Origin of the sequence: Rhizobium alarense, assembly GCF_021555155.1 — a bacterium.
GTDB classification, from domain to species: domain Bacteria; phylum Pseudomonadota; class Alphaproteobacteria; order Rhizobiales; family Rhizobiaceae; genus Rhizobium_D; species Rhizobium_D alarense.
In genome coordinates this window covers 107,544-126,714 of record NZ_JAKGBU010000002.1, presented here as the reverse complement: position 1 = coordinate 126,714, position 19,171 = coordinate 107,544, and the positions used below count along the sequence as shown (strand labels likewise).

The window sequence follows — 19,171 nt, the reverse complement described above, 5'->3', positions numbered from 1 at the left end:
CGCCGCCGCGCCGGCTGCCGCAGAGCCCGAACCCGTGCTCGCGCCGGCAGGCCCGGTCCATGCCGCCCTGATGGTCCGCTTCGCCCGCGCCGGAGAAAACGGCATGCTGTCGACGGTCCTCGCCGACACGCTCGACGCGAGCCTCTGGCTCTCCGAGCGCATCCTGCTCGACCTTTCCGGGCGCCAGCTCGCCGAAACGCTCGTCGCGCTGGACCTCGACCGTCTCGACACCGTCTTCATCCTTGGCCGGGTCTACCCGCACCTGGCGATCGGGCGGGCCGAGGCGCTGCTCGATGCGATCCGTCGCGACGAGGCCTTCGAGCGGGTGCAAAGCTGGCAGCGGGCGGATCGTTACACCCATGCCGCGGCGGCCAATTCGGATCGACCCGACGATGGGACGGCATCGCATGGCGAGATCCTCCCCTTCGCGCAGCGTGCCGGTTAGAAGCCGCGGCGCCGTTCGGCGCGCACGCGGATCTGCTGGGCCTCGCGGCGGTCGGCCGAAAGCGCCGCAAACATCGTGATGGCGAACATGCCGGCGATCAGCGCGGCGAGTGCGGGCAGGATCATGGTCATGGCGGTTCTCCTGGGGTCGGGTGTCGGGCGTCTGCCCGTTGTCCCTTTCTCCCATGGACAAGCCGCCGGCGCTGTTACCGGCGGAACAGCCCGTCGGCTTCGCTGGGCGGCCGCTCCTCGCCCGCAAGCGTGATCAGCCCGTCGAGGCCGGCGACCTCCAGAGCGACGACCCAGAGATCGCCGTCGAAGCGGATCTCCCGCGTCAGCGCGTCGCTGACCGCCTCGCGCCCGCCGCGCTCGATGCGTCGCTCGAAGAGCCTGTCGCCGGTTTCCTCCCCGAAGAAGCTCTGCGGCGCCGGCGCATAGAGGCTTTCCGTTCCGTCCCGATGGTCGAGCCTCACGAAGATCGCCCCGCCGTCCTCGGCGCCGCGCCGCTCGACCGCGGCAAAGCCCCCGGCCGCAAAGGCCTTGCGGATGAGCGCGGAAACGAAGATGTCGGAGCGAAGGCGCATGCCGGCGCATACCGTGCCGCCGCCGGAGACGCAATGATCTTCTGCGGCGGGTCATACCAACCTGCACCGATATTGACCGATTGCGCCGGACCGTCTGTCGGCCACCGGCAGTGTCGCAAGGCAGGTTGGCATCAGACCTTGATGGCGAGCCTCAGCCCGCCCCAGTGGCGGCCGAGCACGGTGATCGGGGCGGAAATGTCCTTCATCAGGACGAAGCTGCCGCCGCCCATGTCGCGGCGGTAGGTCTGGACGAGGAAGGGTTCCTTGCCGCGGCCAGCGGCAAGCCCGACGCGGTCGTTGAAGATCCGCCGGTTGCGGCAGTTCGCCGTGTTCCAGGCGCTGTCGCCGGCACGCTGCGGCTGCGAGAACTGGCGGTTGTGCGTCGGCAGGTAGCCGTTGTCGTCGACCGCTGCGCAGAAGGCGATGCGCGGGCTCGTCGACAGCACCGGCTCCTGGATGTCCGGCAGCACGCGGTCGGTAAAGGCGGTAAACCGGGTCGTGTATTGCACCGGATCGCTGCCGGCGATCGGCTGGTAGCGCCGGTCGAACAGGTCGTCCATGCCGATGGCACCGGACTGCACGGCGGCCGTGAACCGCGCGGACACCTCGGCGGCAAGCGCGCTGACCGCGCGGATGAACGGCGTGTCCGGCGTCTCGATGCCGGCGCTGGCGGTCGCCTGGATGATGCGTTCCGAGATCGCGACGACCTCGCCGACGCGCCCGGACGCGCTCTGAAGATTGCCGCTGGATGTCGAAATCTCCGCCGAGGCGGATGCGAGGGACTTCGCGAAGGCCGCGCACTGCTGGTCGACCGATTCGGTCGTGCCGGCCAGCGAGGACGCGCTGTCGAGGATCTGCGACATCACCGCCTCGACGCCGGCGAAGGACGCCTTGACGGCGGATGCCGTGCCGCGCACGTCCTCGGCCGAGGCGCGCGCGCCGTTGCCCGCCACCACCAGCGCGTCGATGCGCGCGGTCAGTTCGGTGAGCGTCTGCTGGATCGATGCGGTGGTCTGCGAGGTTTGCAGCGACAGCGCCCGCACTTCCGCCGCGACGACCGCGAAACCCTTGCCGGCGTCGCCGGCCCGCGCCGCCTCGATCGCCGCGTTGAGGGCGAGCAGGTTCGTCTGGCGCGCGATGGTGCCGATTTCGTCGGCGAGCCGGCCGACGCTGCCGAGCGCTGTGGAAAAGTCGGAAATCCCGGTGCCGATCTCGTTCGACGTCGTCACCATGTGATCGATCGCCGTCAGCGACCCGTCGAGCTGGTTTGCCTGCTGGCCGAGGATGCGCCGCGCCTCGACGGCGAGCGAATCGGTGTCGCGCAGCGCGCGTGCCACGTCGCCGTTGGCCGCGGCGATGGCGCCGGCCGCCTCGTTGAAGCTGCGGAAAAGATCCACATGTTCCGCCGCCTGGCGCGCCGTGTCCTGGATCGTGCCCGCGATGTCGACGAGATGCACGCCGAGCGCGGAGGCCTCGCCCGCGAGCGTCGCGACGACCCGGCGCAGATCGGCCGGCGCCTCCGGCGAAGCCGCCGCGGCAACATCCTCGACATCAGCAAGTGCAACTTTGGCGTACAAATCCGGCCTCCCGCGTATCACAAGAGCATCGCTGCGCATGGTTAACGAAGCATTGACGGGCCACGAACCTGTAGGCGTAAGACTTTCGTCGAATATCGTAGCGTCAGAAGGAAAGGATGAAATCTGCCGTCGTGAGTTCGGCCTGGAAGTTCTGCAGGCGGATGGCGAGATCCGCCTCGCCGTCCCCGTCGACGTCGCCGAGGACCAGTGTGTCGCCATTGCCCTTCTGCCTGTAGCGCAGTTCGCCGGCAGTGCCGGAGAAGGCTGCCTCGCCCACGAAGGCGAACGGCTGGTGACCGCTCGTCGTCCGGTCCGCATCGATCGGCGACAGGTCGATGATGTCGAAGTGCCGGCGGTTGAAGTCCGTGATGACGTCCCGGCCGGTCTTGTCCGCCGGCGACCACGCGACGCGCGCGAACTGGAAGACGTCTGCACCCGCGCCGCCCGCGAGCGTGTCGCGCCCCCGGCCTCCGGCGAGCAGGTCGGTATCCTGTCCGCCGAACAGGAAATCGTTGCCGCGCCCGCCATACGCTTCGTCGATGCCCTTTTGCCCGAAAACGGCATCCCCGCCGCCGTTCCCGAGCAGAATGTCGCGGGCGCCGCCGCCATAAAGCAAATCGTCTCCCGGCCCGCCCTTGACGACGTCGCGGCCCGCAGCCCCCGAAACGGCGTCGCTGCCAAGGCCGCCAATCAGGATGTCGCGCCCCTTCGAGCCCACCAGGGTGTCCGCGCCGTGCTCACCGTATATCGTGTCCCGGCCCGCGCCACCGTAGAGCTGGTCGGCGCCGAGCCCTCCGAACATCATCTCGGCGCCGCTATAGCCATAGATCACGTCGTTTCCGCCGCCGCCGCCGATGAGATCGTTTCCGGCCGTCCCGTAGATCTGCTCGCCGTTCGCGGAGCCGATGATCGTGTCGTCGCCCTTCAGCACCTCCTCGACGAAGCCGCTGAACCAGCCGAGCGTCTCGATCCCCCGCTGCATTTCGACGGCGGAGAGCGACAGGTCCTCGAAGGCGATGATCGGATCACCGTCCCTGGTGAAGAACCGGACGGCCGTGACCGTGCCGGCGGTTGCGTCGCTGCCGTCGAAGGCAAGATCCTCGCCGACAAGCACCATGCGCACGCCGTTGTCGGCGGCAAAGACCGCCCGCTCGCCCGTGCTGTTCTTAAGCGTCAGGTCGCCGTACCACATGAGGTAGAAATGCGCGTAGGCACCGAGGCCCTCGTACCAGGTCACCGTCGCCATTCCCGCCCTCCCGCTCGCGGCCGATACCGCCGTCCGGCCGTCGCCCGGCACGACCGACAGATACCACCTGTGCCAGCGGCAGCGCACGGAAAAAATCAGGTGCTGTGACGCAGCCGGCCGCCGGGTTGCCCTCAGAGCGCGCCGATTTCCTTCAGCTTGCCGAGCACCATCTCGTTCGGCTCGCCGGTCTCCGGCAGCCGGTAGTGCTTCTCGAAATGCCGGATGGCGTTGCGGGTCTTCTGGCCGGCGATGCCGTCGACGGTCACGTCCCCGTAGGCGATATTGCTGAGGCCCTTCTGGATCTGCATCACCATCTCGCTCGGCAGGGAGGGCGGCACCGCGGCGGTCACCTCCGGATCGGCCTCGGCCTCGAGAATCGCGGCGGCGACGGGATCGACCGCCCGCGACGAGGTCGCCGTCTCGGCGGCATCGAACGGCCGCTCCTCGGGCACGACCATCGCCGTCTCGACGGCGTCGGCGCTGAGCGCTGCAAGCAGCCTGTCGCTCGGTTCTCCCGTGACGGCAAGGCCGCGCCGCTCCTCGAAGGCCCGGATCGCGGCAACCGTCTCGTCGGTCAGCAGGCCGTCGGTTTCCCGCGCGAAGAAGCCCTGCCGGGCGAGTTCCGTCTGGATGCCGCGCACGAGCTGCGACGGGACCGCCGCGGCCGCCTCCCCCTCGCGCTCGATGACGAACGTGGTCATGTCCTCGGGCGGACGCTTCAGGGCGGAGAAGCCGAGCGAATTCTGGCCAAGGCGCGTCTTCATGATCGGCGACGGATGGCCGCCGGGCTGGTACCAGAGCGCATTGGCCGCGACGAAGCCGAAGACCACCGCAAAGGCCGCACCGCCGCCGATGCCCGCCGGATGGCGGGCGGCGAAGGTGGCGAGCGCGATCACCGCGCGGATCGCGATGCCGGGACGCGCCTGCCGCGGTTTGCCGCGGGCCGGGCCGCGGCTCTTTTCAGGCGGTTTTCGCACGCGCGGCGTCATCGTCGCTCTCCTCGTCATTCTCGATCGACCCGGTCCCGAGGCTCCTCCCCTGCCCCGTGGAACCGGCCGAATTGCGGTTGCGGACATCGAGCCGCGGTGGAAACTCCGCCAGGCGCGGCTGTTCCTCGGCATGGGCCGCAGCGCTGGCGATGCCTGAGCCGTCTGCCGGCACGCGGATCGTGATCACCGTGCCTTCGCCCGGCCGGCTTTCGATCGCGAAGGAGCCGCCGTGCAGCGCGACGAGGCCCTTGACGAGCGACAGGCCGAGCCCTGTGCCCTCGTAGCGGCGGGTATATTCGTTCTGCACCTGCACGAAGGGCTGGCCGATCAGCGAAAGCTTGTCGGCCGGAATGCCGATGCCCGTGTCGCTGACGACGAGCACCAGATCGTCCGCCTCGCGCAGCGCGTCGATCGTCACGATGCCGCCGCGGTCGGTGAACTTGATGGCATTGCCGACGAGGTTGATCAGCACCTGCTGCAGCGCACGCTGGTCGGCATTGGCCTCGCCGAGCTCGCGGGCGATGCGGCTCGTCAGCTGGATGCCTTTTTCCTTCGCCTGCAGTCCGAGCATCTTCTCGCAGGCCCGCACGCAGTCGGCGACCGCGAAAGGCTCCGGCAACAGCTCGTAGCGGCCCGCCTCGATCTTGCTGACGTCGAGCATCGTGTTGACGACCGACAGCAGGTGGCCGCCCGACTGGTGGATGAGCGCCACATATTCCCGCTGACGGTCATTCTCCAGCTTGCCGAAATACTCGCCGGCCAGGATGTCCGAGAAGCCGAGGATGGCGTTGAGCGGCGTGCGCAGTTCGTGGCTGACGGCGGCGAGGAAACGGGTCTTGGCATCGTTCGCCGATTCGGCCTCCGACGCCTTGCGGGCGTTCTCCTGGCGCAGTGCGATCTCACCGGATATGTCGCGCGACTGCACGAGCAGGCCGGCGAAGGCACCTTCGGCGTCGCGGCGGGCCGTCATCTCGGCGCGCATGTGCACGAACTGTTCCTCGCGGGCGGACTGGCGGCGGCGTTCGAGCCGCAGCTCGACGCTGAGGCCTTCGGCGCCCTGGCGCAGCCGGTCGATTGCCTGCACGAAGCCGAGGCGGTCGGAGACGTGGATCTGGTCGAGGAAACCGCGGCCCGCCGGATCGCGCAGCCAGGCGAGCGTTTCGGTCCGGTCGCGGCCGTGCACGGCCGTCACGAGGCCGCGCTCGTCGTGCAGCGTCACGAGGCCGGCAAAGAGGTCATAGGGCGAAGAGGGCTCCTGCTGCGCAGGGTCTTCCGCACGCGGCAAGGCGGCCCGAGGCGCCGGCCGGTCGCCGAGCGCGCGCATCGCGGCGGCGGTCAGCAGCACGCCGGCCGCACCGAGGGCGGCACCGACGGGGAGCGCTGTCGAGAGCGGCAGAACGGCGGAAAGCGCCAGCGGCGTGGCCGGCACGAGGGCAAGTGCCGCGACCGACGTCAGCCGGAGGCGCCGGTCGCCGGCGGCATCCGGCGAGGAAGCGCGACCGCCGCCGATGACGGTCATCCAGCCCGCCATTCGTCCAGCGATGTCTCTCGTAAGGCGCAACGCAATACCCTGCCTACAGTTGTTCTTTTATAGGGTCCCAAATTCGCATCGGCGACTTAAGGAAAGAATAAATGCCGCCGCTGTTGCGGGGCCGAAAAAGGCCAAAAAATCCCGTTTCGGGGCAATTCACCGGCTATTCGCCGATCGTGGTTAATGGGGCGTAAGCGCCTAGAAATACGGCATTTTCCGGTTCATGTTAACCTCTGTGGCGAAGGCCCTGCCGGCAAAGGCCCACGGCCCCGGCACACCGCCCGCACCCCGCCTGCCACGATGCTTAACGGCTTTCGCTAAAATCCGCGTAAAAGGCGGAGGAACCGGCCGATCGTTCGAATTTTACACAAATCTGCTGAAAACCCGACCTATTCCCGCAATGGGGAATTTCCATCCGCCGCGTAGTCTCGCATCAAGGTTCAAGAAGGACCGGATCCGGCAACGACCGGAAGACGCGGGGCAAAGGCCTGAAGAGCCGGGCCCCTCGAAACGAGGATGGGCAAGACGATGTGGTTTCTGATCAAGGGAACGTTCTGGTTCTCGCTGGTGCTGGTGCTGCTGCCGTTCCTGGACACGGCTGCGAGCTCGAAGCTCGAACGCGGCCCGAGCGTCGAACTCGGCGATACGTTCGCTGCGGCCAGCGAAGCGCTCACCTATGTCCGCGCCATCTGCGAGGAAAAGCCGGATGTCTGCGAAAAGGGCGCCGAGACCTTCGTGGCCCTCGGCCACCGCGCCCGGGAAGGCGCCAAGGTCGCCTACAAGCTCCTCGACACGCAATTCGCCGATCCCGACCTCGCGGCCGGCGTCGGCCAGCCGCTGCCCGAGCCCGCCGGCGGCGAGACCGTCGCGAAGGCCGAGGCGGCCGACACGGTCATCACCGGCACGATCGCCATCCCGACCCGCCGCCCCGACCGCACGGAATAGTCCGGGCCGACGATTTCAAGCCTGCCTGCCTTGTTGCCTGATGCAACCGCCGCGAGGAACGCCCATTGCCTCGCGGCGTTTTCTTTTTTGGCAGGGCGCATCAACCGGATGCATTTTGCCGGGCGGGTTCAAATCGTCCTCCGGCTGGCCTATATGAGAGCCAACGAAACAGCGGACACGCCATGGCAGACCTCGCCCGGATCATCGACGACTTCGCCTATCTCGAGGAGTGGGAAGACCGCTACCGCTATGTGATCGAACTCGGCAAGGCTCTGCCCGACCTTTCCGACGACAAGCGTACGGCGGCCAATAAGGTGCAGGGTTGCGCCAGCCAGGTCTGGCTCGTCACCCATTCGGCCACGGGCGAGGACCCGGTCCTGACCTTCGAGGGCGATTCGGACGCGCATATCGTGCGCGGCCTGGTGGCGATCGTGCTTGCCGTCTATTCCGGAAAACAGGCGTCCGAGATCGCAAGGCTCGACGCGCTCGACGTCTTCAGCAGGATCGGCCTCGTCGAGCACCTGTCGCCCCAGCGGGCGAACGGCCTGCGCTCGATGATCCGGCGCATCCGCGAGGAAGCCGTCGGCCGCCTGGCGGCGGCCTGACCCGGCCGGGCGGTCTTCACGATCGCAGCCCGGACGCCGGCGGGCGGAAATCCGCCGCACCCCAGGCGTGGCGCTGCCGCGCCGGCGCCGGCGGCGGATCGTAGTGGCGGGCAAGCGCCATCAGCGCGGCGCGCAGCATGAGCTTCGCCGAGCGCACCGGCCACTGGCGCTCGCGCTCCACCGTCTCGAGCCCCTTTGAAAAGCAGCAGACGTCGAGCGCCACGCCGGCAAGTTCCGGCCCCATCGCCTCGACGGCGCGCGCGACGCGGGCGCGGGCGGCAACAGCGCTGTCCGTCAGGTCCCGGCCGCCCCCCGCCTCGCCCTTCATGCGGCTGGCAATGCGCGGTTCCCAGCGCATCGTGAGGCGCGGCTGCAGGCCGGCGCGCTGGAAGTCGCCGGCCAGCCGCTCGCCTGCCGCAAGCGCCGTCTCCGGCAGGAAGGGCTGGCCGGCCCGGTCCTTCAGCCGCGACAAGGCCCCGAGCGGCGATTCGGCCACATCCGCGAGCACCCGGCGCCGGGTGCCGTCCGGCTCGGCGATCGTGCGTTCCTCCAATGCCCCGTGCTGGGCGCGGAAATCCTCGCCCGAAACGAGGCGACGCTTCAGAAAGCGGCGGGTCTCGTCCGACGGCATGAGGCGGTCGCCGTCGCGCCGTGCGAGACCGAGGCGAAGCGCGGCATCGACGAGACCCGCGGAAACCGTGGTCGCCGGCCCCTCCTCCGTCCGGAGCGCCACCATCCCGTCGGGGCGCGGCGCGAGCCGGGCGCCGGCATGCCGGGCGAGGAAGGCGAGCATGGCCGCGAGCCGCCGGTCCGCGCCGGCCTTGATGTGCCGGCCATCGCTCATCGGTCGAAGCCTCCGACCGGGCCAAAGACGGTGAGCACCATGCGCTCGGCGGTCGCCAGAAACGCATCGAAGGCCGGCTGGTCGCGGCGATCCTCGACGACGTTGCAGGCATGGCCGACCGTGGTGCGGTCGCGCCCGAAGGCAAGCCCGATCTCCGTCAGCGAAATCTGCAGCGCCACATGGCAGAGATACATGGCGATCTGGCGCACCTGGCAGCCGGCGCGGCGGCTGTCGCGACGGTGCAGCACGCGATCGCCGGCGAGCAACACCAGCTCCGCCACGAGCTGCCGCACGATGCGGCAGACGGTGGCGGCAGGCACGGGCGTATCGGCCGGCAGGCCGGCCGCCTCCCGTGCGGCCGGCGCCGGCCGGTCGGCAGCCTTGACCTCCAGACCCGCCCGTTGCCGGGCTGCGCAGTGTGCGACGAGCCGTTCGGCCGGTCCCGCGTCGACATCGGATTGCTGGGGCATGACATCACTCCTTATAGGAATTTATTCATACACCCTAGTGAAAGCACGGGGACGAATGAAGCGCCCACGCGCAACTCTGCATTGAAAACCCTGAGAAAATCGAGACAAACGTCCCCGCCCGTCGTCGCGAGACGACCGAAAGGCCGAAACGGCTGCGTGAAAAGCGAATGAAACCGGCGATCGGCAGGGACCTGAAGCGCCCCGCACGATCTAGGTATATTTTCCCAATATTATCTTTGACAAACCCACATTGATTTGATACAAGAATCCTCAGCAAGTGGGTTTTGGGTGTCAGCATGTCGGTCCTGTCGAGGGAATATTTTCACAACGAGGCAGCAGCCTTCGAGCATGTGGAAAGCATTCTATGGCCGGGGGGCCCGGTTTGCCCCCATTGTGGCTGCATGGGTCGCGTCTACAAGCTTGAAGGCGTTTACACGAAGCCTTCGAAGAAGAACCCGGAAGGCGTCGAGCGTCACGGCTTGAAGAAGTGCGGCGAATGCCGGAAGCAGTTCACGGTTCGCATCGGCACGATCTTTGAGGAAAGCCATATCCCGCTCCACAAGTGGCTCCAGGCGATCCACCTGATGTGCTCCAGCAAGAAGGGCATCAGCTCTAACCAGCTTCACCGCGTTCTGGAAATCACGCTCAAGTCGGCGTGGTTTCTGTCGCATCGCATTCGTGAAGCCATGCGGGAGGGCAATCTTGGCCCGATCGGCGGCAATGGCAAGATCGTTGAGGCGGACGAAACCTATTTCGGCAAGAAGTCCGGCCCGGCTCCGACGATGACGACGAGCGGCAAGCCGTTCACGAAGTCTGGCAAGACCGGCCCGGCTCACAAGCGCGCCGTGCTCGGTCTTGTGGAACGTGGCGGCGCGGTTCGCACCTTTCATGTCGAGAAGGCCAACACCGACAACGTTGCTCAACTGGTGACGGAGAACGTCCATCACGAAAGCGCGCTCTACACGGACGAAAGCCGCCTTTACACGAAGGTTGGCGCTCGCTTCGCGGATCACCAGACCACGAAGCACTCGGCCAAGGAATATGTCCGCTACGAAGGCGACGCGGTCATTCATTCGAACACGATTGAGAACTATTTCAGCGTATTCAAGCGCGGCATGAAGGGCGTCTATCAGCACTGTGCCGAGAAGCACCTGCACCGCTATCTGGCGGAATTTGATTTCCGCTATAACCGTCGTATTGGCCTCGGCGTAGATGACAATGCTCGCGCGTTTGAAGCGTTGGTCGGCGTTCTCGGTAAGCGTCTCACCTATCGGAGAACTCACGCGGTCTGAAATTCGTTATGCTAAGCCGAAAGGGCGATAGCGGACCAAGGTGCCGCATGTTAGGGTTTCTGGGACGATGGTGCCATAAAGATGATTTATCAGGAATTTTGGAAAGAACGAATTGCACTGCCAACATACCGAGTAGTGGATGCTGCTCGGTATGCGGGGACGACTGCGCAAACCATAGGGAATTGGCAGCGCCTCGTATCTGGCGCTTCAGCTATCGGGCATCGTGACCAACGCCAGCACCTTTCCTATCTCCAACTCATTGAGGTCGGAGTAGTGGCAGCGATGCGCAAGGGCGGCGTACCACTGAATGCCGTTCGTAGTGCCCGTGATTACTTGGCGAAGGAAATGAACGCGGAGTTCCCGTTCGCGCAGTACGAGTTCAAGACCGATGGGAAGAGTCTCATTCTCGATTCTGAGGCTGTCGATAAGTCTGTCAAAGACAAGCTGATTGTTGTCAGCGAAAGCGGCCAATACGCTTGGAAGGAGATATTGCAGAGCCTCTTGCGGGCGTTTGAGTATCCTTCGGACGGAAACGGCCCCGTAGTTAAATGGCGCGTTGCAGGTGCAGAAGAGCCGATAATAATAGATCCCCGTATTTCCTTCGGTTCGCCCGTGGTAAGAGGCATTCCGACATGGATGCTCAAAGAGCGATGGGAGAGCGGCGAAGGTCTCCGGGACATTGCTGAGGACTACGGGCTAGAACCTTCGGACGTTATGGCCGCACTTCGTTTCGAAAAGACCGATATTGACATTGAGCGTCCTAACCAGTGGGTCCATTAACACTCTTCTTCGATAGGACTTTTGGCACGCGCCTACCCAAAGCGCTATCTTCGATGAATCCTCCGGTGACTATCAAGTGGCACCAAGAAGAAGGGTTTGCAATCGACGCGCCTGACGATGAGTGGTTAGGTAAGGTTGGGCCGAAACGATGGGTAGTTATCAGCCAAGATCGAAAATGGCATACTGTAGAATCCGAGCTTGCAGCTATCAAACAGCATAATATACGGTGTTTTTATCTTCCATGCGCTAGCGACCCTCGGTGGTTTTCTCTGTGCCTCTTCACCAAGATACATGAGAAAATCATGGAACTGGCGGACAGTGAGACGCCACCTTTCATCTTCGACGTAACGAAGAAAGGGAAATTCCAATTGGTAAACCTGCCATGACCGAAAGAAAACTGCAGATTGACAAATTCCGCGAGGCCGCCCGCGAGCTTGAAGCGGACGACGATGAAACGCTCTTTGACCAGCGTCTAGGAAAGCTCGTCAAAGCGCTGCCGCCGAAAGATCAGAAACCGAATGAAAAGAAGGCCGTCGAATAGGCGGGTTTTTTAATGGAGAGAAAAATAAAACTGTCAATTCTGCATTGGATAGCGAAAGCAATGGGAGTTCTTATCCATGTGAACGGCATGCCTTATGGAGTAAACCATACTACGCAGAAACAGGAAAATCTCACTTCATCCATTTATCTCTGATGAAGCTTGAAACTTCATCAGACAGGTTTTGCCAAGCCGCCACATTATTGGTCGCATCCACCACATACAACGTGTCGTTCTTGTCCATGAGTGGCCACAGGGCATCCACTGCCTGGCTAGGCGTGAGAGACGAGTTCACATACCAGAATGATTTGTGAATTTTTGCCCAACCACCAAGAGTCTTAATTTTTGCTATTAAAGGCTCGTAGTCCTGACCGGGTGAATTTAGGTCATAAGATATATGCAGATTATTGGCCATTTCGAATCTCCTCAACCTAGAGACTCAACATATCAGATTCTCGCGTGGGTGTGTGAAAGATAATATTAGGTATATTTTCCTTCGACACAAAAGGCCGACCCGAAGGTCGGCCCTGCGCATCCTGTATCTGGTGTTTATTTGCCCTTGCGGCGCTGGCCGAGGCCCATTTCCTTGGCCAGGCGCGAGCGGGCTTCCGCATAGGCGGGCGCGACCATCGGATAGTCGGCCGGCAGGTCCCACTTCTCGCGGTATTCCTCGGGCGTCATGCCGTAGTGGGTCATCAGGTGACGCTTCAGCGACTTGAACTTCTGGCCGTCCTCGAGGCAGATGATATAGTCGTTCTGCACCGACTTGCGGATCGGAACCGGCGGCTTCGGCTTCTCGCTCGGCGCGGCCACTTCGACGACCGCAGCCGGCTTGGACGTATTCTGCAGTGCAGAATGTACGTCGGAAATCAGGCCGGAAAGTTCGCCGACCGGCACGACGTGGTTGCTGACATAGGCCGCGACGATGTCTGCGGTCAGTTCGACCAGCGCATCGGATCCGTTGCCCGAGGATATGTCCGTCATCTCATTCTCCTGTCCGTTCGCCTGCCGGAAACGACGCCGGCGACGAGATAGCTAAACAATTCACGCAAAGCATCTGCTGCAGAGTACCGCTGTTTCTCGATACGAAGGCACACCGAGGGCTGCCTCTACAAAACCGGCAATATTGATTGATTATGATCGGGCCGTCGATTTGTTACCGAATATTGCTGAAATCGGCGGCCAACTTCGAGCCGCATTCCACTTAATTCAACCGTAACTGGAAATCGTAGGTGACCAAAATCAGATCAGCTGCTTTACTTGCGTCTGAATAGCACCTCTGATCAGAAAGTCCAATATTATTTTATTCACCGCGCCAAACAGCTATCCAGATCCCGCAACGAAGGTGCATAAAGCGCGATCGCATCGCTGATGCTTCGAACGTTGTTGTCAACGCGCGAAGCTACATCCTCATTTCTTCTTACGGTCGTGCATTTCGTCAAGAACCGAAGGTTTTTGCAGGCGATAGCCGGATTGGTGCGCCGCCTTGGCGACGAGATGGGCCGCGACCGGGGCCGTCAGGATGAAGAAGACGAAACCCGCGACGGCACGCGTCAGCGTCGCCAGTTCGTAGGAATGGATGCCGGCGGCGATCAGCATCAGCCCGGAACCGACGGTGCCTGCCTTCGACGCGGCGTGCATGCGGGTATAGACGTCCGGCAGGCGCAGCAGGCCGAGCGCGGCGAGGAAGGCGAAGATGCCGCCGACCACCAGCATGGCCGCGACCAGAAGCGAAAGCACGAGATCCACCATGTCAGCGCCTCCTCGTCTTCTTGTGCCGCGCCGCGCCGCCCGGCCGCGCCGCCGGCGCCGCAGTTCCGGCTTCGTCGGCGGGCATGCCCTGGGCCATCAGGAAGCGGGCGAAGGCGACGGTGGCGAGGAAGCCGACCAGGCCGAGCGCGATCGCGATGTCGACATAGAGCGTATAGCCGGTCTTGATCGCCTCGACCGCGACGAAGCCGATGGCGATCGCCACCAGCATGTCGAGCGCGACGATCCGGTCCGGCAGCGTTGGGCCCGTGATGACGCGCCAGATGGTGATGAAGAAGGCCGCACATGTCAGCAGGAGAGCAACCCAGGAAGCGGCGGAGATGATGGTTTCGGGCGACATCAGCGGAACGCCTCCATGATCTTTTTCTCGAAGCCGTTCGCAATGTCGCGGCGCGCCGCGACCGGGTCGGAACAGTCGATCGCATGCACGAAGAGCGTCCTGCGGTCGTCGGAGACGTCGACGGAGAGCGTGCCCGGCGTCAGCGTGATGAGATTGGCGAGCAGCGTGATCTCGAAATCCCGGTCGACGGTCAGCGGAAAGGCGAAGATGCCGGGCTTGAGCTCCATCCTCGGGCTCGCCACCAGCACCGCCACCTTCCAGGCGGACAGCGCCAGTTCCTTGAGAAAGAGCAGAGCCAGCGACAGGATGCGCCGGGTGCGCGAGACATAACCGAGGCTGTGCACCTCGCCGCGGATCAAAACGAGCGAGAGCGTGCCGAGCGCGAAACCGAAGGCGAGGTTGAGCGCGGTGAAGCTGCCGCTCACCGCCGCCCAGGCGAGCGCCAGGAAGACATTGTTGATGAAGAGCCTCATGGTCTGCCTCCTTCCGGGAAGACGGAGCGGATATAGGCGGAGGGTTCGGCGAGCACGCCGGCCGCCGACTGGATCGACGACAGCAGCGCCTCGGGAAAGAACCCGGCCGCGACCGCGATCAGCGTCAGCGCCGCGAGCGGAACGAGCGCGCTTGCCGGCACGCCGCCGGCCGGCGGCGGCAGTTCGGGCAGCGCCGGCCGCCAATAGGCGAGCACCCAGACGCGTCCGACGGCGATCGTCGTGAGGAAGCCCGTCAGCAGCACGATCGCCGCCAGCCACCAGGCGCCGATGTCGAGCGCCGCCTTGGCGACCATCACCTTCGGCCAGAATCCGGAAAAGGGCGGCAGGCCGGAGACGGTGAAGAACAGCACGAGCGACAGCGTCGCGAACGGCGCGGAGCGCCGGTAGAGGCCCGACAGCGCATGCAGGCTGAAATTGCCCGAAAGCCGGCCGGCAATGCCGACCGCCATGTAGAGCGCCGTCATCACCACCATGGAATGCAGCGCGTAGAAGATGGCGCCGCCGATGCCGCCCGGGCCGCCGAGCGCGATGCCGGCGAGCATGACGCCGATGCCCGAGATGACGAGATAGCCGAGAAGCTTGCGGATGTCGCTCTGGCCGAGCGCGCCGAGCGATCCGAGGACCATCGTGGCGGCGGCAACCAGCGCCAGCACGAAGCTCAGTTCCTCCCGCTCGACCGGAAACAGCATGACCATGGTGCGCAGCAGCGCATAGATGCCGACCTTCGTCAGCAGGCCGGCAAAAAGCGCCGAGACGACGATCCTCGGCGTGTGGTAGGAGGCGGGCAGCCAGAAGTTGACCGGGAAGGCGGCGGCCTTCATGCCGAAGGCGAGGACATAGAGGGCGGCGAGCGTCATCAGCGGCAGCGTGCCGCGCATCGCCTCGGCCTTCAGCGCGATGTCGGCCATGTTCAGCGTGCCGAAGAGACCGTAGAGATAGCCGGTGCCGATCAGGAACAGCGTCGTGGCGACGAGGTTCAGGAAGGCGTATTTGATGGCGCCGTCGATCTGCTCCTTCTCGGAGCCGAGCACGAGCAGGCCGAAGGACGAGATCAGCAGCACCTCGAACCAGACATAGAGATTGAAGATGTCGCCGGTCAGGAACGCGCCGGAGACGCCGGCCATCAGCAGCATCAGGAAGGGATAGAAGCCGTAGCGCCGGCCGCTGCCGTCGACGTCGCCGGCGGCATAGACCGCACCGGCGAGCGCCACGACGGCGGAGGTGAGCGCGAAAAGCGCGCCGGCGAGGTCGACCGTGAAGGCGATGCCGAAGGGCGGCAGCCAGCGGCCCATGACCATGGTGACGGGCCCGGCCGCGGCGACATGCCGGAGCAGGGCCGCGTCGATCCCGACGAGCACGGCGGCGGCCGCAATGCCGAGGCCGGCCTGCAGCCGGATCTCCTTGCGCAGCATCAGGAGCAGCGCGCCGGCAAGAAGGCACCAGGCGACGGGCAGGATCACCAGCCAGTCGGCCGGCGCAACGGGCGAAAGGACGAGAGCCTGCGACAGGTCGGAAACGGGGCTTGCGGATGCGGCCATGGGTCCAGTCTCTCCGCTCTCAGTAGCCGGTCGGCGGCAGCGGCTCGCCTTCGGGCTCGGCGACGCGCATCTCGTTGCCGTTGTCGGTGCCGAGGTCCTGGTAGGCGCGGTAGACGAGCACCAGCAGGAAGGCGAAGAACGAGAAGGAAATGACGATCGCCGTCAGGATCAGCGCCTGCGGCAGCGGGTTGGCGGTGAGCCCGATCTGGGCCCCGGCCCCGTCGGGAATGATCGGCGGCACCTCGCGCATCAGCCGGCCCACCGTGAAGAGCAGGAGGTTCACCGCATTGCCGAGCAGCACGACGCCGAGCAGAACGCGCACCAGGAATTTCGACAGCATCAGGTAGACGGCGGCGGCGAAGAAGAAGCCGATGAGGATCGAGAACAGCGCTTCCATCAGATGTCGTCCCTCTCCTCGAGCGCCAGCGCGATCGAGGTTATGGCGCCGACGACGACCAGATAGACGCCGGTGTCGAACAGCATGACCGTCGACAGCGGCACCTCCACGCCGAGGAACACGGGATAGATCCAGAGGCCGGTCATGAAGGGCACCGCGAGGACGATCGACAGCAGCCCGGCGACGCAGGCGATGAACAGGCCGAAGGCGGCGATGGTCATCGGATGGAACCAGATCGCCCGGCGCACCGGCGCGACGCCGCAGGCGATGCCGTAGATCGCCAGCGCAGAGGCGGCGATCAGCCCGCCGATGAAACCGCCGCCCGGCTCGTTGTGGCCGCGCAGCAATACGAAGACGGAGAACAGCACCATCAGCGCCGTGAGAAAGGGCGCGATGGTCCGGAAGATCAGCGTGTTCATGCCTTCGTCTCCCCGCCCGCCGCTTCGCTCTCGGCGGGCCTGCCGATGCGGATGCGGATCAGCGACAGGATGGCAAGGCCCGTCACCATCACCACCGCGATCTCGCCCAGCGTGTCCGTGCCGCGGAAGTCGACGATGATGACGTTCACCACGTTGGCGCCGTGGGCGATCGCCTTGGAATAGAGGTTGAAGAAGTCGGTGAGCGCCATGTCGAAGCGGCCCTGCGTGACCTTCAGCAGATAGAGCATGAAGCCGAGGCCGCAGGCGGTGGCGATCACCGCGTCCGGCAGCTTTTCGCGCAGCGGCCGGTGGTCGCGCGGCTCGAGCCTCAGCCGCGTCATCACGAGGGCGAGGATGACGACCGAAAGCGTCTCCACCATGAACTGGGTGAAGGAGAGATCCGGCGCGCCGAAGAGCAGGAAGAGCACGGCGACGGCAAAACCCTGGATGCCGAGCGCGAGGATGGAGTTCAGGCGGTTGGCGGCCGTCAGCACGCCGATGATGCCGAAGACGGCAAGCGCCATGAACGCCAGTTCCTGGAACTGCGCGTCGGCCGGCCAGGCAGGCAGGCGCGGCCATTCACCGTACCAGGCGATCGGTGTGATGAGCGTCAGCGCGATCACCGCGAAGGTCACCGTCATGTAGACTTCCATCCGGCCCGGCTGCGTGAGGCGGGCGGCACGGGCGGAAAACCGCACGAGGCCGGTCATCGCCTGGTCGAAGCCGCGGTCCGGCCCCCAGCCGATATCGGCGACGAGACGGTCGGCCGCAGCGCGCGCCCGGTCGAGCGCGCTGTAGACCGCGACGCCGAGCGCGATCGTCAGCAGCGACAGGCCGAGCGCGATGCCGAGATGCGGCAGCGGCGAAATCGAGACGGTCTGCGGCTCTCCGGCGATGGCCGATGCGAGCGGCGAGGAGACGAAGAGGTGGGTGCCGGCCGCCAGCAGGCCCGCGACGAGACCAAGTCCCCCGAGCGACAGGGGGCCGAGCCAGAGGAGCGCCGGCCCGTCATGCGCGTGTTTCGGCGTCTCGACCGCCGGCCCGAGGAAGGGTTTGAGCGCAACCGCGAAGGCGACGGCGAACATCAGCCCGTTGCCGACAACGACGGCGGCGGTCAGCATCGCGCCGCGAAGCTCGCCTGTCCAGAGCGCCGCATAGACCTCCTCCTTGGCGAGGAAACCGAAGAAGGGCGCGACGCCGCCCATGGAGAGCGCGGCAAGAAGGGCGGCGGCGAAGGTGAGCGGCATGGCGCGCCGCAGACCGCCGAGGCGGGTGATGTCGCGCGTACCCGCTTCGTGGTCGATGAGCCCCGCCACCATGAAGAGCCCGCCCTTGAAGAGCGAATGGGCGACGAGATAGAGCGCCGCTGCCGCCGCCGCATGCTGCGAACCGAAACCGGTCAGGAGGACGAGCAGGCCGAGAGAGGCGACCGTCGTATAGGCGAGCATCAGCTTGAGGTCGGTCTGGCGGATGGCGAGCACGCCGCCGACGATCAGCGTCGCCGCGCCGAAGACCGGCAGGATCGTTTCCCAGGCCGGCGTGCCGCCGAAGACCGGGTTGAGCCGCATGACGAGATAGACGCCGGCCTTTACCATGGTCGCCGAATGCAGGTAGGCCGAGACCGGCGTCGGCGCCTCCATGGCGTTCGGCAGCCAGAAATGGAACGGAAACTGCGCCGATTTGGTAAAGGCCCCGCCGAGCAGCAGGATCAGCATGGCGAGATAGAACGGGCTCGCCCGCACCTCCTCTCCGAAGGAGAGCAGCAGCGACAACTGGGTGATGCCGGTGACGTTCCACAGGATGATGAGACCGGCGAGCAGGAAGAGCCCGCCGCCGCCGGTGACGACCAGCGCCTGCAGCGCCGCGCGGCGCGCGGCCTCGCGCGCATGGTCGAAGCCGATCAGCAGGAACGAGGTGACCGAGGTCATCTCCCAGAAGATGAAGAGCATCAGGAAGCTGTCGGACGCGACGAGCCCCAGCATCGATCCCATGAACATCAGGATGAAGGAGAAGAAGCGTCCCTGGTGCTCGTGGCCCTTCAGATATCCGCCGGAATAGAGCACGATGAGGGTGCCGATGCCCGAGATCAGCAGAAGAAACGTCTGCGACAGGCCGTCGATCAGCCAGGAAAAGCTGACATTGTAGGACGGCACCCAGGCATAGCCGCCGGTGACGATCTCGCCGCGCGCGATCTCCGGGGAAAAGCCGAGGAAATGCAGGAAGATCGCGGCCGGAGCGAGGGCGAGCGGCCAGGCGGCGTTGTGACCGAGCAGACGCGTCAGCCAGGGAGCGAGCAGGGCGGCCAGGAACGGCAGACAGAAGGCGATGAACGTCAAGGCCGGTGTGTCTGCGAACATGCCCTCTCCTT

23 protein-coding genes and 1 pseudogene are annotated in these 19,171 nt (G+C 65.2%); 7 read left to right on the top strand and 17 right to left on the bottom strand.

The window, feature by feature from the left end; all coding sequences use genetic code 11:
• Positions 1-445 (top strand): annotated as a pseudogene (locus LXM94_RS01395) (hypothetical protein); the annotation flags it as partial.
• Here the strand turns inward: LXM94_RS01395 and LXM94_RS26010 are convergent.
• From LXM94_RS26010 to LXM94_RS01370, 6 genes are all read right to left on the bottom strand, one after another.
• Positions 442-576: a hypothetical protein gene (locus LXM94_RS26010; RefSeq protein ID WP_268964951.1), complete on the bottom strand. Its 135-nt coding sequence runs from the start codon at positions 574-576 to the stop codon at positions 442-444. The pseudogene LXM94_RS01395 and the gene LXM94_RS26010 sit on opposite strands and share 4 nt — an antisense overlap.
• A 74-nt stretch (positions 577-650) precedes the next feature.
• Positions 651-1,028 carry a DUF1491 family protein gene (locus tag LXM94_RS01390; protein WP_235769353.1) on the bottom strand — a complete coding sequence of 126 codons (378 nt, stop codon included), beginning with the start codon at positions 1,026-1,028 and terminating at the stop codon, positions 651-653.
• Between the two features lie 131 nt (positions 1,029-1,159).
• Positions 1,160-2,605: a methyl-accepting chemotaxis protein gene (locus LXM94_RS01385; protein WP_235769352.1), complete on the bottom strand. Its 1,446-nt coding sequence runs from the start codon at positions 2,603-2,605 to the stop codon at positions 1,160-1,162.
• Between the two features lie 103 nt (positions 2,606-2,708).
• Positions 2,709-3,851, bottom strand: coding sequence for a calcium-binding protein (locus LXM94_RS01380; protein ID WP_235769351.1), 1,143 nt, complete (start codon positions 3,849-3,851; stop codon positions 2,709-2,711).
• Between the two features lie 131 nt (positions 3,852-3,982).
• Positions 3,983-4,840, bottom strand: coding sequence for a peptidoglycan-binding domain-containing protein (locus LXM94_RS01375; protein ID WP_235769350.1), 858 nt, complete (start codon positions 4,838-4,840; stop codon positions 3,983-3,985).
• The gene (locus tag LXM94_RS01370; RefSeq protein ID WP_235769349.1) at positions 4,812-6,359 is read right to left on the bottom strand and encodes a sensor histidine kinase; all 1,548 of its coding nucleotides are present in this window, start codon (positions 6,357-6,359) and stop codon (positions 4,812-4,814) included. The genes LXM94_RS01375 and LXM94_RS01370 overlap by 29 nt, the downstream gene beginning before the upstream one ends.
• Positions 6,360-6,899: 540 nt before the next feature.
• On the opposite strand from LXM94_RS01370, the gene LXM94_RS01365 reads away from it, so the two are divergent.
• Both LXM94_RS01365 and LXM94_RS01360 read left to right on the top strand, forming a co-directional pair.
• Positions 6,900-7,316: a DUF5330 domain-containing protein gene (locus tag LXM94_RS01365; RefSeq protein ID WP_235769360.1), complete on the top strand. Its 417-nt coding sequence runs from the start codon at positions 6,900-6,902 to the stop codon at positions 7,314-7,316.
• A gap of 182 nt (positions 7,317-7,498) precedes the next feature.
• Positions 7,499-7,921, top strand: coding sequence for a SufE family protein (locus LXM94_RS01360; protein ID WP_235769348.1), 423 nt, complete (start codon positions 7,499-7,501; stop codon positions 7,919-7,921).
• Positions 7,922-7,937: 16 nt separating this feature from the next.
• Here LXM94_RS01360 and LXM94_RS01355 read toward each other — a convergent pair whose 3' ends face one another.
• On the bottom strand, positions 7,938-8,765 hold the full coding sequence (locus LXM94_RS01355) for a DUF6456 domain-containing protein (protein WP_235769347.1): 828 nt from the start codon (positions 8,763-8,765) through the stop codon (positions 7,938-7,940).
• A complete protein-coding gene (locus LXM94_RS01350) occupies positions 8,762-9,235 on the bottom strand; it encodes a helix-turn-helix domain-containing protein (protein ID WP_235769346.1) in 474 nt (157 codons plus the stop codon). Before LXM94_RS01350 ends, LXM94_RS01355 begins: the two co-directional genes overlap by 4 nt.
• Before the next feature lie 296 nt (positions 9,236-9,531).
• On the opposite strand from LXM94_RS01350, the gene LXM94_RS01345 reads away from it, so the two are divergent.
• The 4 genes from LXM94_RS01345 to LXM94_RS01335 all read left to right on the top strand — a co-directional run bounded on the left by LXM94_RS01345 (position 9,532) and on the right by LXM94_RS01335 (position 11,848).
• Entirely contained in the window at positions 9,532-10,527 is a 996-nt protein-coding gene (locus LXM94_RS01345) for an IS1595 family transposase (RefSeq protein WP_235769345.1), read from the top strand.
• Between the two features lie 81 nt (positions 10,528-10,608).
• Positions 10,609-11,307, top strand: coding sequence for a DUF433 domain-containing protein (locus tag LXM94_RS01340; RefSeq protein ID WP_235769344.1), 699 nt, complete (start codon positions 10,609-10,611; stop codon positions 11,305-11,307).
• Positions 11,295-11,693, top strand: a complete 399-nt coding sequence (locus LXM94_RS26255) for a PIN-like domain-containing protein (RefSeq protein WP_408015570.1) — start codon at positions 11,295-11,297, stop codon at positions 11,691-11,693. Before LXM94_RS01340 ends, LXM94_RS26255 begins: the two co-directional genes overlap by 13 nt.
• On the top strand, positions 11,690-11,848 hold the full coding sequence (locus LXM94_RS01335) for a DNA-binding protein (protein ID WP_235769343.1): 159 nt from the start codon (positions 11,690-11,692) through the stop codon (positions 11,846-11,848). The genes LXM94_RS26255 and LXM94_RS01335 overlap by 4 nt, the downstream gene beginning before the upstream one ends.
• 130 nt (positions 11,849-11,978) lie before the next feature.
• On the opposite strand, the gene LXM94_RS01330 is transcribed toward LXM94_RS01335, so the two are convergent.
• The 9 genes from LXM94_RS01330 to LXM94_RS01290 all read right to left on the bottom strand — a co-directional run bounded on the left by LXM94_RS01330 (position 11,979) and on the right by LXM94_RS01290 (position 19,160).
• Complete coding sequence (locus LXM94_RS01330; RefSeq protein ID WP_235769342.1) at positions 11,979-12,260, bottom strand: hypothetical protein; 282 nt, start codon at positions 12,258-12,260, stop codon at positions 11,979-11,981.
• Between the two features lie 134 nt (positions 12,261-12,394).
• Positions 12,395-12,829, bottom strand: coding sequence for a MucR family transcriptional regulator (locus LXM94_RS01325; RefSeq protein WP_235769341.1), 435 nt, complete (start codon positions 12,827-12,829; stop codon positions 12,395-12,397).
• A gap of 426 nt (positions 12,830-13,255) precedes the next feature.
• Positions 13,256-13,597, bottom strand: a complete 342-nt coding sequence (gene mnhG, locus LXM94_RS01320) for a monovalent cation/H(+) antiporter subunit G (RefSeq protein WP_235769340.1) — start codon at positions 13,595-13,597, stop codon at positions 13,256-13,258.
• Between the two features lies 1 nt (position 13,598).
• Positions 13,599-13,955, bottom strand: coding sequence for a cation:proton antiporter (locus tag LXM94_RS01315; protein WP_235769339.1), 357 nt, complete (start codon positions 13,953-13,955; stop codon positions 13,599-13,601).
• Complete coding sequence (locus LXM94_RS01310; protein WP_235769338.1) at positions 13,955-14,428, bottom strand: Na+/H+ antiporter subunit E; 474 nt, start codon at positions 14,426-14,428, stop codon at positions 13,955-13,957. Before LXM94_RS01310 ends, LXM94_RS01315 begins: the two co-directional genes overlap by 1 nt.
• Positions 14,425-15,987, bottom strand: coding sequence for a Na+/H+ antiporter subunit D (locus tag LXM94_RS01305; RefSeq protein ID WP_235769337.1), 1,563 nt, complete (start codon positions 15,985-15,987; stop codon positions 14,425-14,427). Before LXM94_RS01305 ends, LXM94_RS01310 begins: the two co-directional genes overlap by 4 nt.
• A 19-nt stretch (positions 15,988-16,006) precedes the next feature.
• On the bottom strand, positions 16,007-16,384 hold the full coding sequence (locus tag LXM94_RS01300; RefSeq protein ID WP_235769336.1) for a Na+/H+ antiporter subunit C: 378 nt from the start codon (positions 16,382-16,384) through the stop codon (positions 16,007-16,009).
• On the bottom strand, positions 16,384-16,803 hold the full coding sequence (locus LXM94_RS01295; protein ID WP_235769335.1) for a Na(+)/H(+) antiporter subunit B: 420 nt from the start codon (positions 16,801-16,803) through the stop codon (positions 16,384-16,386). The genes LXM94_RS01300 and LXM94_RS01295 overlap by 1 nt, the downstream gene beginning before the upstream one ends.
• Positions 16,800-19,160, bottom strand: coding sequence for a putative monovalent cation/H+ antiporter subunit A (locus LXM94_RS01290; protein WP_235769334.1), 2,361 nt, complete (start codon positions 19,158-19,160; stop codon positions 16,800-16,802). Before LXM94_RS01290 ends, LXM94_RS01295 begins: the two co-directional genes overlap by 4 nt.
• Positions 19,161-19,171 lie beyond the last annotated feature (11 nt).

What these genes read in the sequence shown, in the direction of transcription:
- LXM94_RS26010 (WP_268964951.1), bottom strand. Translation starts at nt 576, where the DNA reads ATGACCATGATCCTGCCCGCACTCGCCGCGCTGATCGCCGGCATGTTC.
- LXM94_RS01390 (WP_235769353.1), bottom strand. Translation starts at nt 1,028, where the DNA reads ATGCGCCTTCGCTCCGACATCTTCGTTTCCGCGCTCATCCGCAAGGCC.
- LXM94_RS01380 (WP_235769351.1), bottom strand. Translation starts at nt 3,851, where the DNA reads ATGGCGACGGTGACCTGGTACGAGGGCCTCGGTGCCTACGCGCATTTC.
- LXM94_RS01375 (WP_235769350.1), bottom strand. Translation starts at nt 4,840, where the DNA reads ATGACGCCGCGCGTGCGAAAACCGCCTGAAAAGAGCCGCGGCCCGGCC.
- LXM94_RS01370 (WP_235769349.1), bottom strand. Translation starts at nt 6,359, where the DNA reads ATGACCGTCATCGGCGGCGGTCGCGCTTCCTCGCCGGATGCCGCCGGC.
- LXM94_RS01365 (WP_235769360.1), top strand. Translation starts at nt 6,900, where the DNA reads ATGTGGTTTCTGATCAAGGGAACGTTCTGGTTCTCGCTGGTGCTGGTG.
- LXM94_RS01360 (WP_235769348.1), top strand. Translation starts at nt 7,499, where the DNA reads ATGGCAGACCTCGCCCGGATCATCGACGACTTCGCCTATCTCGAGGAG.
- LXM94_RS01355 (WP_235769347.1), bottom strand. Translation starts at nt 8,765, where the DNA reads ATGAGCGATGGCCGGCACATCAAGGCCGGCGCGGACCGGCGGCTCGCG.
- LXM94_RS01350 (WP_235769346.1), bottom strand. Translation starts at nt 9,235, where the DNA reads ATGCCCCAGCAATCCGATGTCGACGCGGGACCGGCCGAACGGCTCGTC.
- LXM94_RS01345 (WP_235769345.1), top strand. Translation starts at nt 9,532, where the DNA reads ATGTCGGTCCTGTCGAGGGAATATTTTCACAACGAGGCAGCAGCCTTC.
- LXM94_RS01340 (WP_235769344.1), top strand. Translation starts at nt 10,609, where the DNA reads ATGATTTATCAGGAATTTTGGAAAGAACGAATTGCACTGCCAACATAC.
- LXM94_RS01335 (WP_235769343.1), top strand. Translation starts at nt 11,690, where the DNA reads ATGACCGAAAGAAAACTGCAGATTGACAAATTCCGCGAGGCCGCCCGC.
- LXM94_RS01330 (WP_235769342.1), bottom strand. Translation starts at nt 12,260, where the DNA reads ATGGCCAATAATCTGCATATATCTTATGACCTAAATTCACCCGGTCAG.
- LXM94_RS01325 (WP_235769341.1), bottom strand. Translation starts at nt 12,829, where the DNA reads ATGACGGACATATCCTCGGGCAACGGATCCGATGCGCTGGTCGAACTG.
- mnhG (WP_235769340.1), bottom strand. Translation starts at nt 13,597, where the DNA reads ATGGTGGATCTCGTGCTTTCGCTTCTGGTCGCGGCCATGCTGGTGGTC.
- LXM94_RS01315 (WP_235769339.1), bottom strand. Translation starts at nt 13,955, where the DNA reads ATGTCGCCCGAAACCATCATCTCCGCCGCTTCCTGGGTTGCTCTCCTG.
- LXM94_RS01310 (WP_235769338.1), bottom strand. Translation starts at nt 14,428, where the DNA reads ATGAGGCTCTTCATCAACAATGTCTTCCTGGCGCTCGCCTGGGCGGCG.
- LXM94_RS01305 (WP_235769337.1), bottom strand. Translation starts at nt 15,987, where the DNA reads ATGGCCGCATCCGCAAGCCCCGTTTCCGACCTGTCGCAGGCTCTCGTC.
- LXM94_RS01300 (WP_235769336.1), bottom strand. Translation starts at nt 16,384, where the DNA reads ATGGAAGCGCTGTTCTCGATCCTCATCGGCTTCTTCTTCGCCGCCGCC.
- LXM94_RS01295 (WP_235769335.1), bottom strand. Translation starts at nt 16,803, where the DNA reads ATGAACACGCTGATCTTCCGGACCATCGCGCCCTTTCTCACGGCGCTG.
- LXM94_RS01290 (WP_235769334.1), bottom strand. Translation starts at nt 19,160, where the DNA reads ATGTTCGCAGACACACCGGCCTTGACGTTCATCGCCTTCTGTCTGCCG.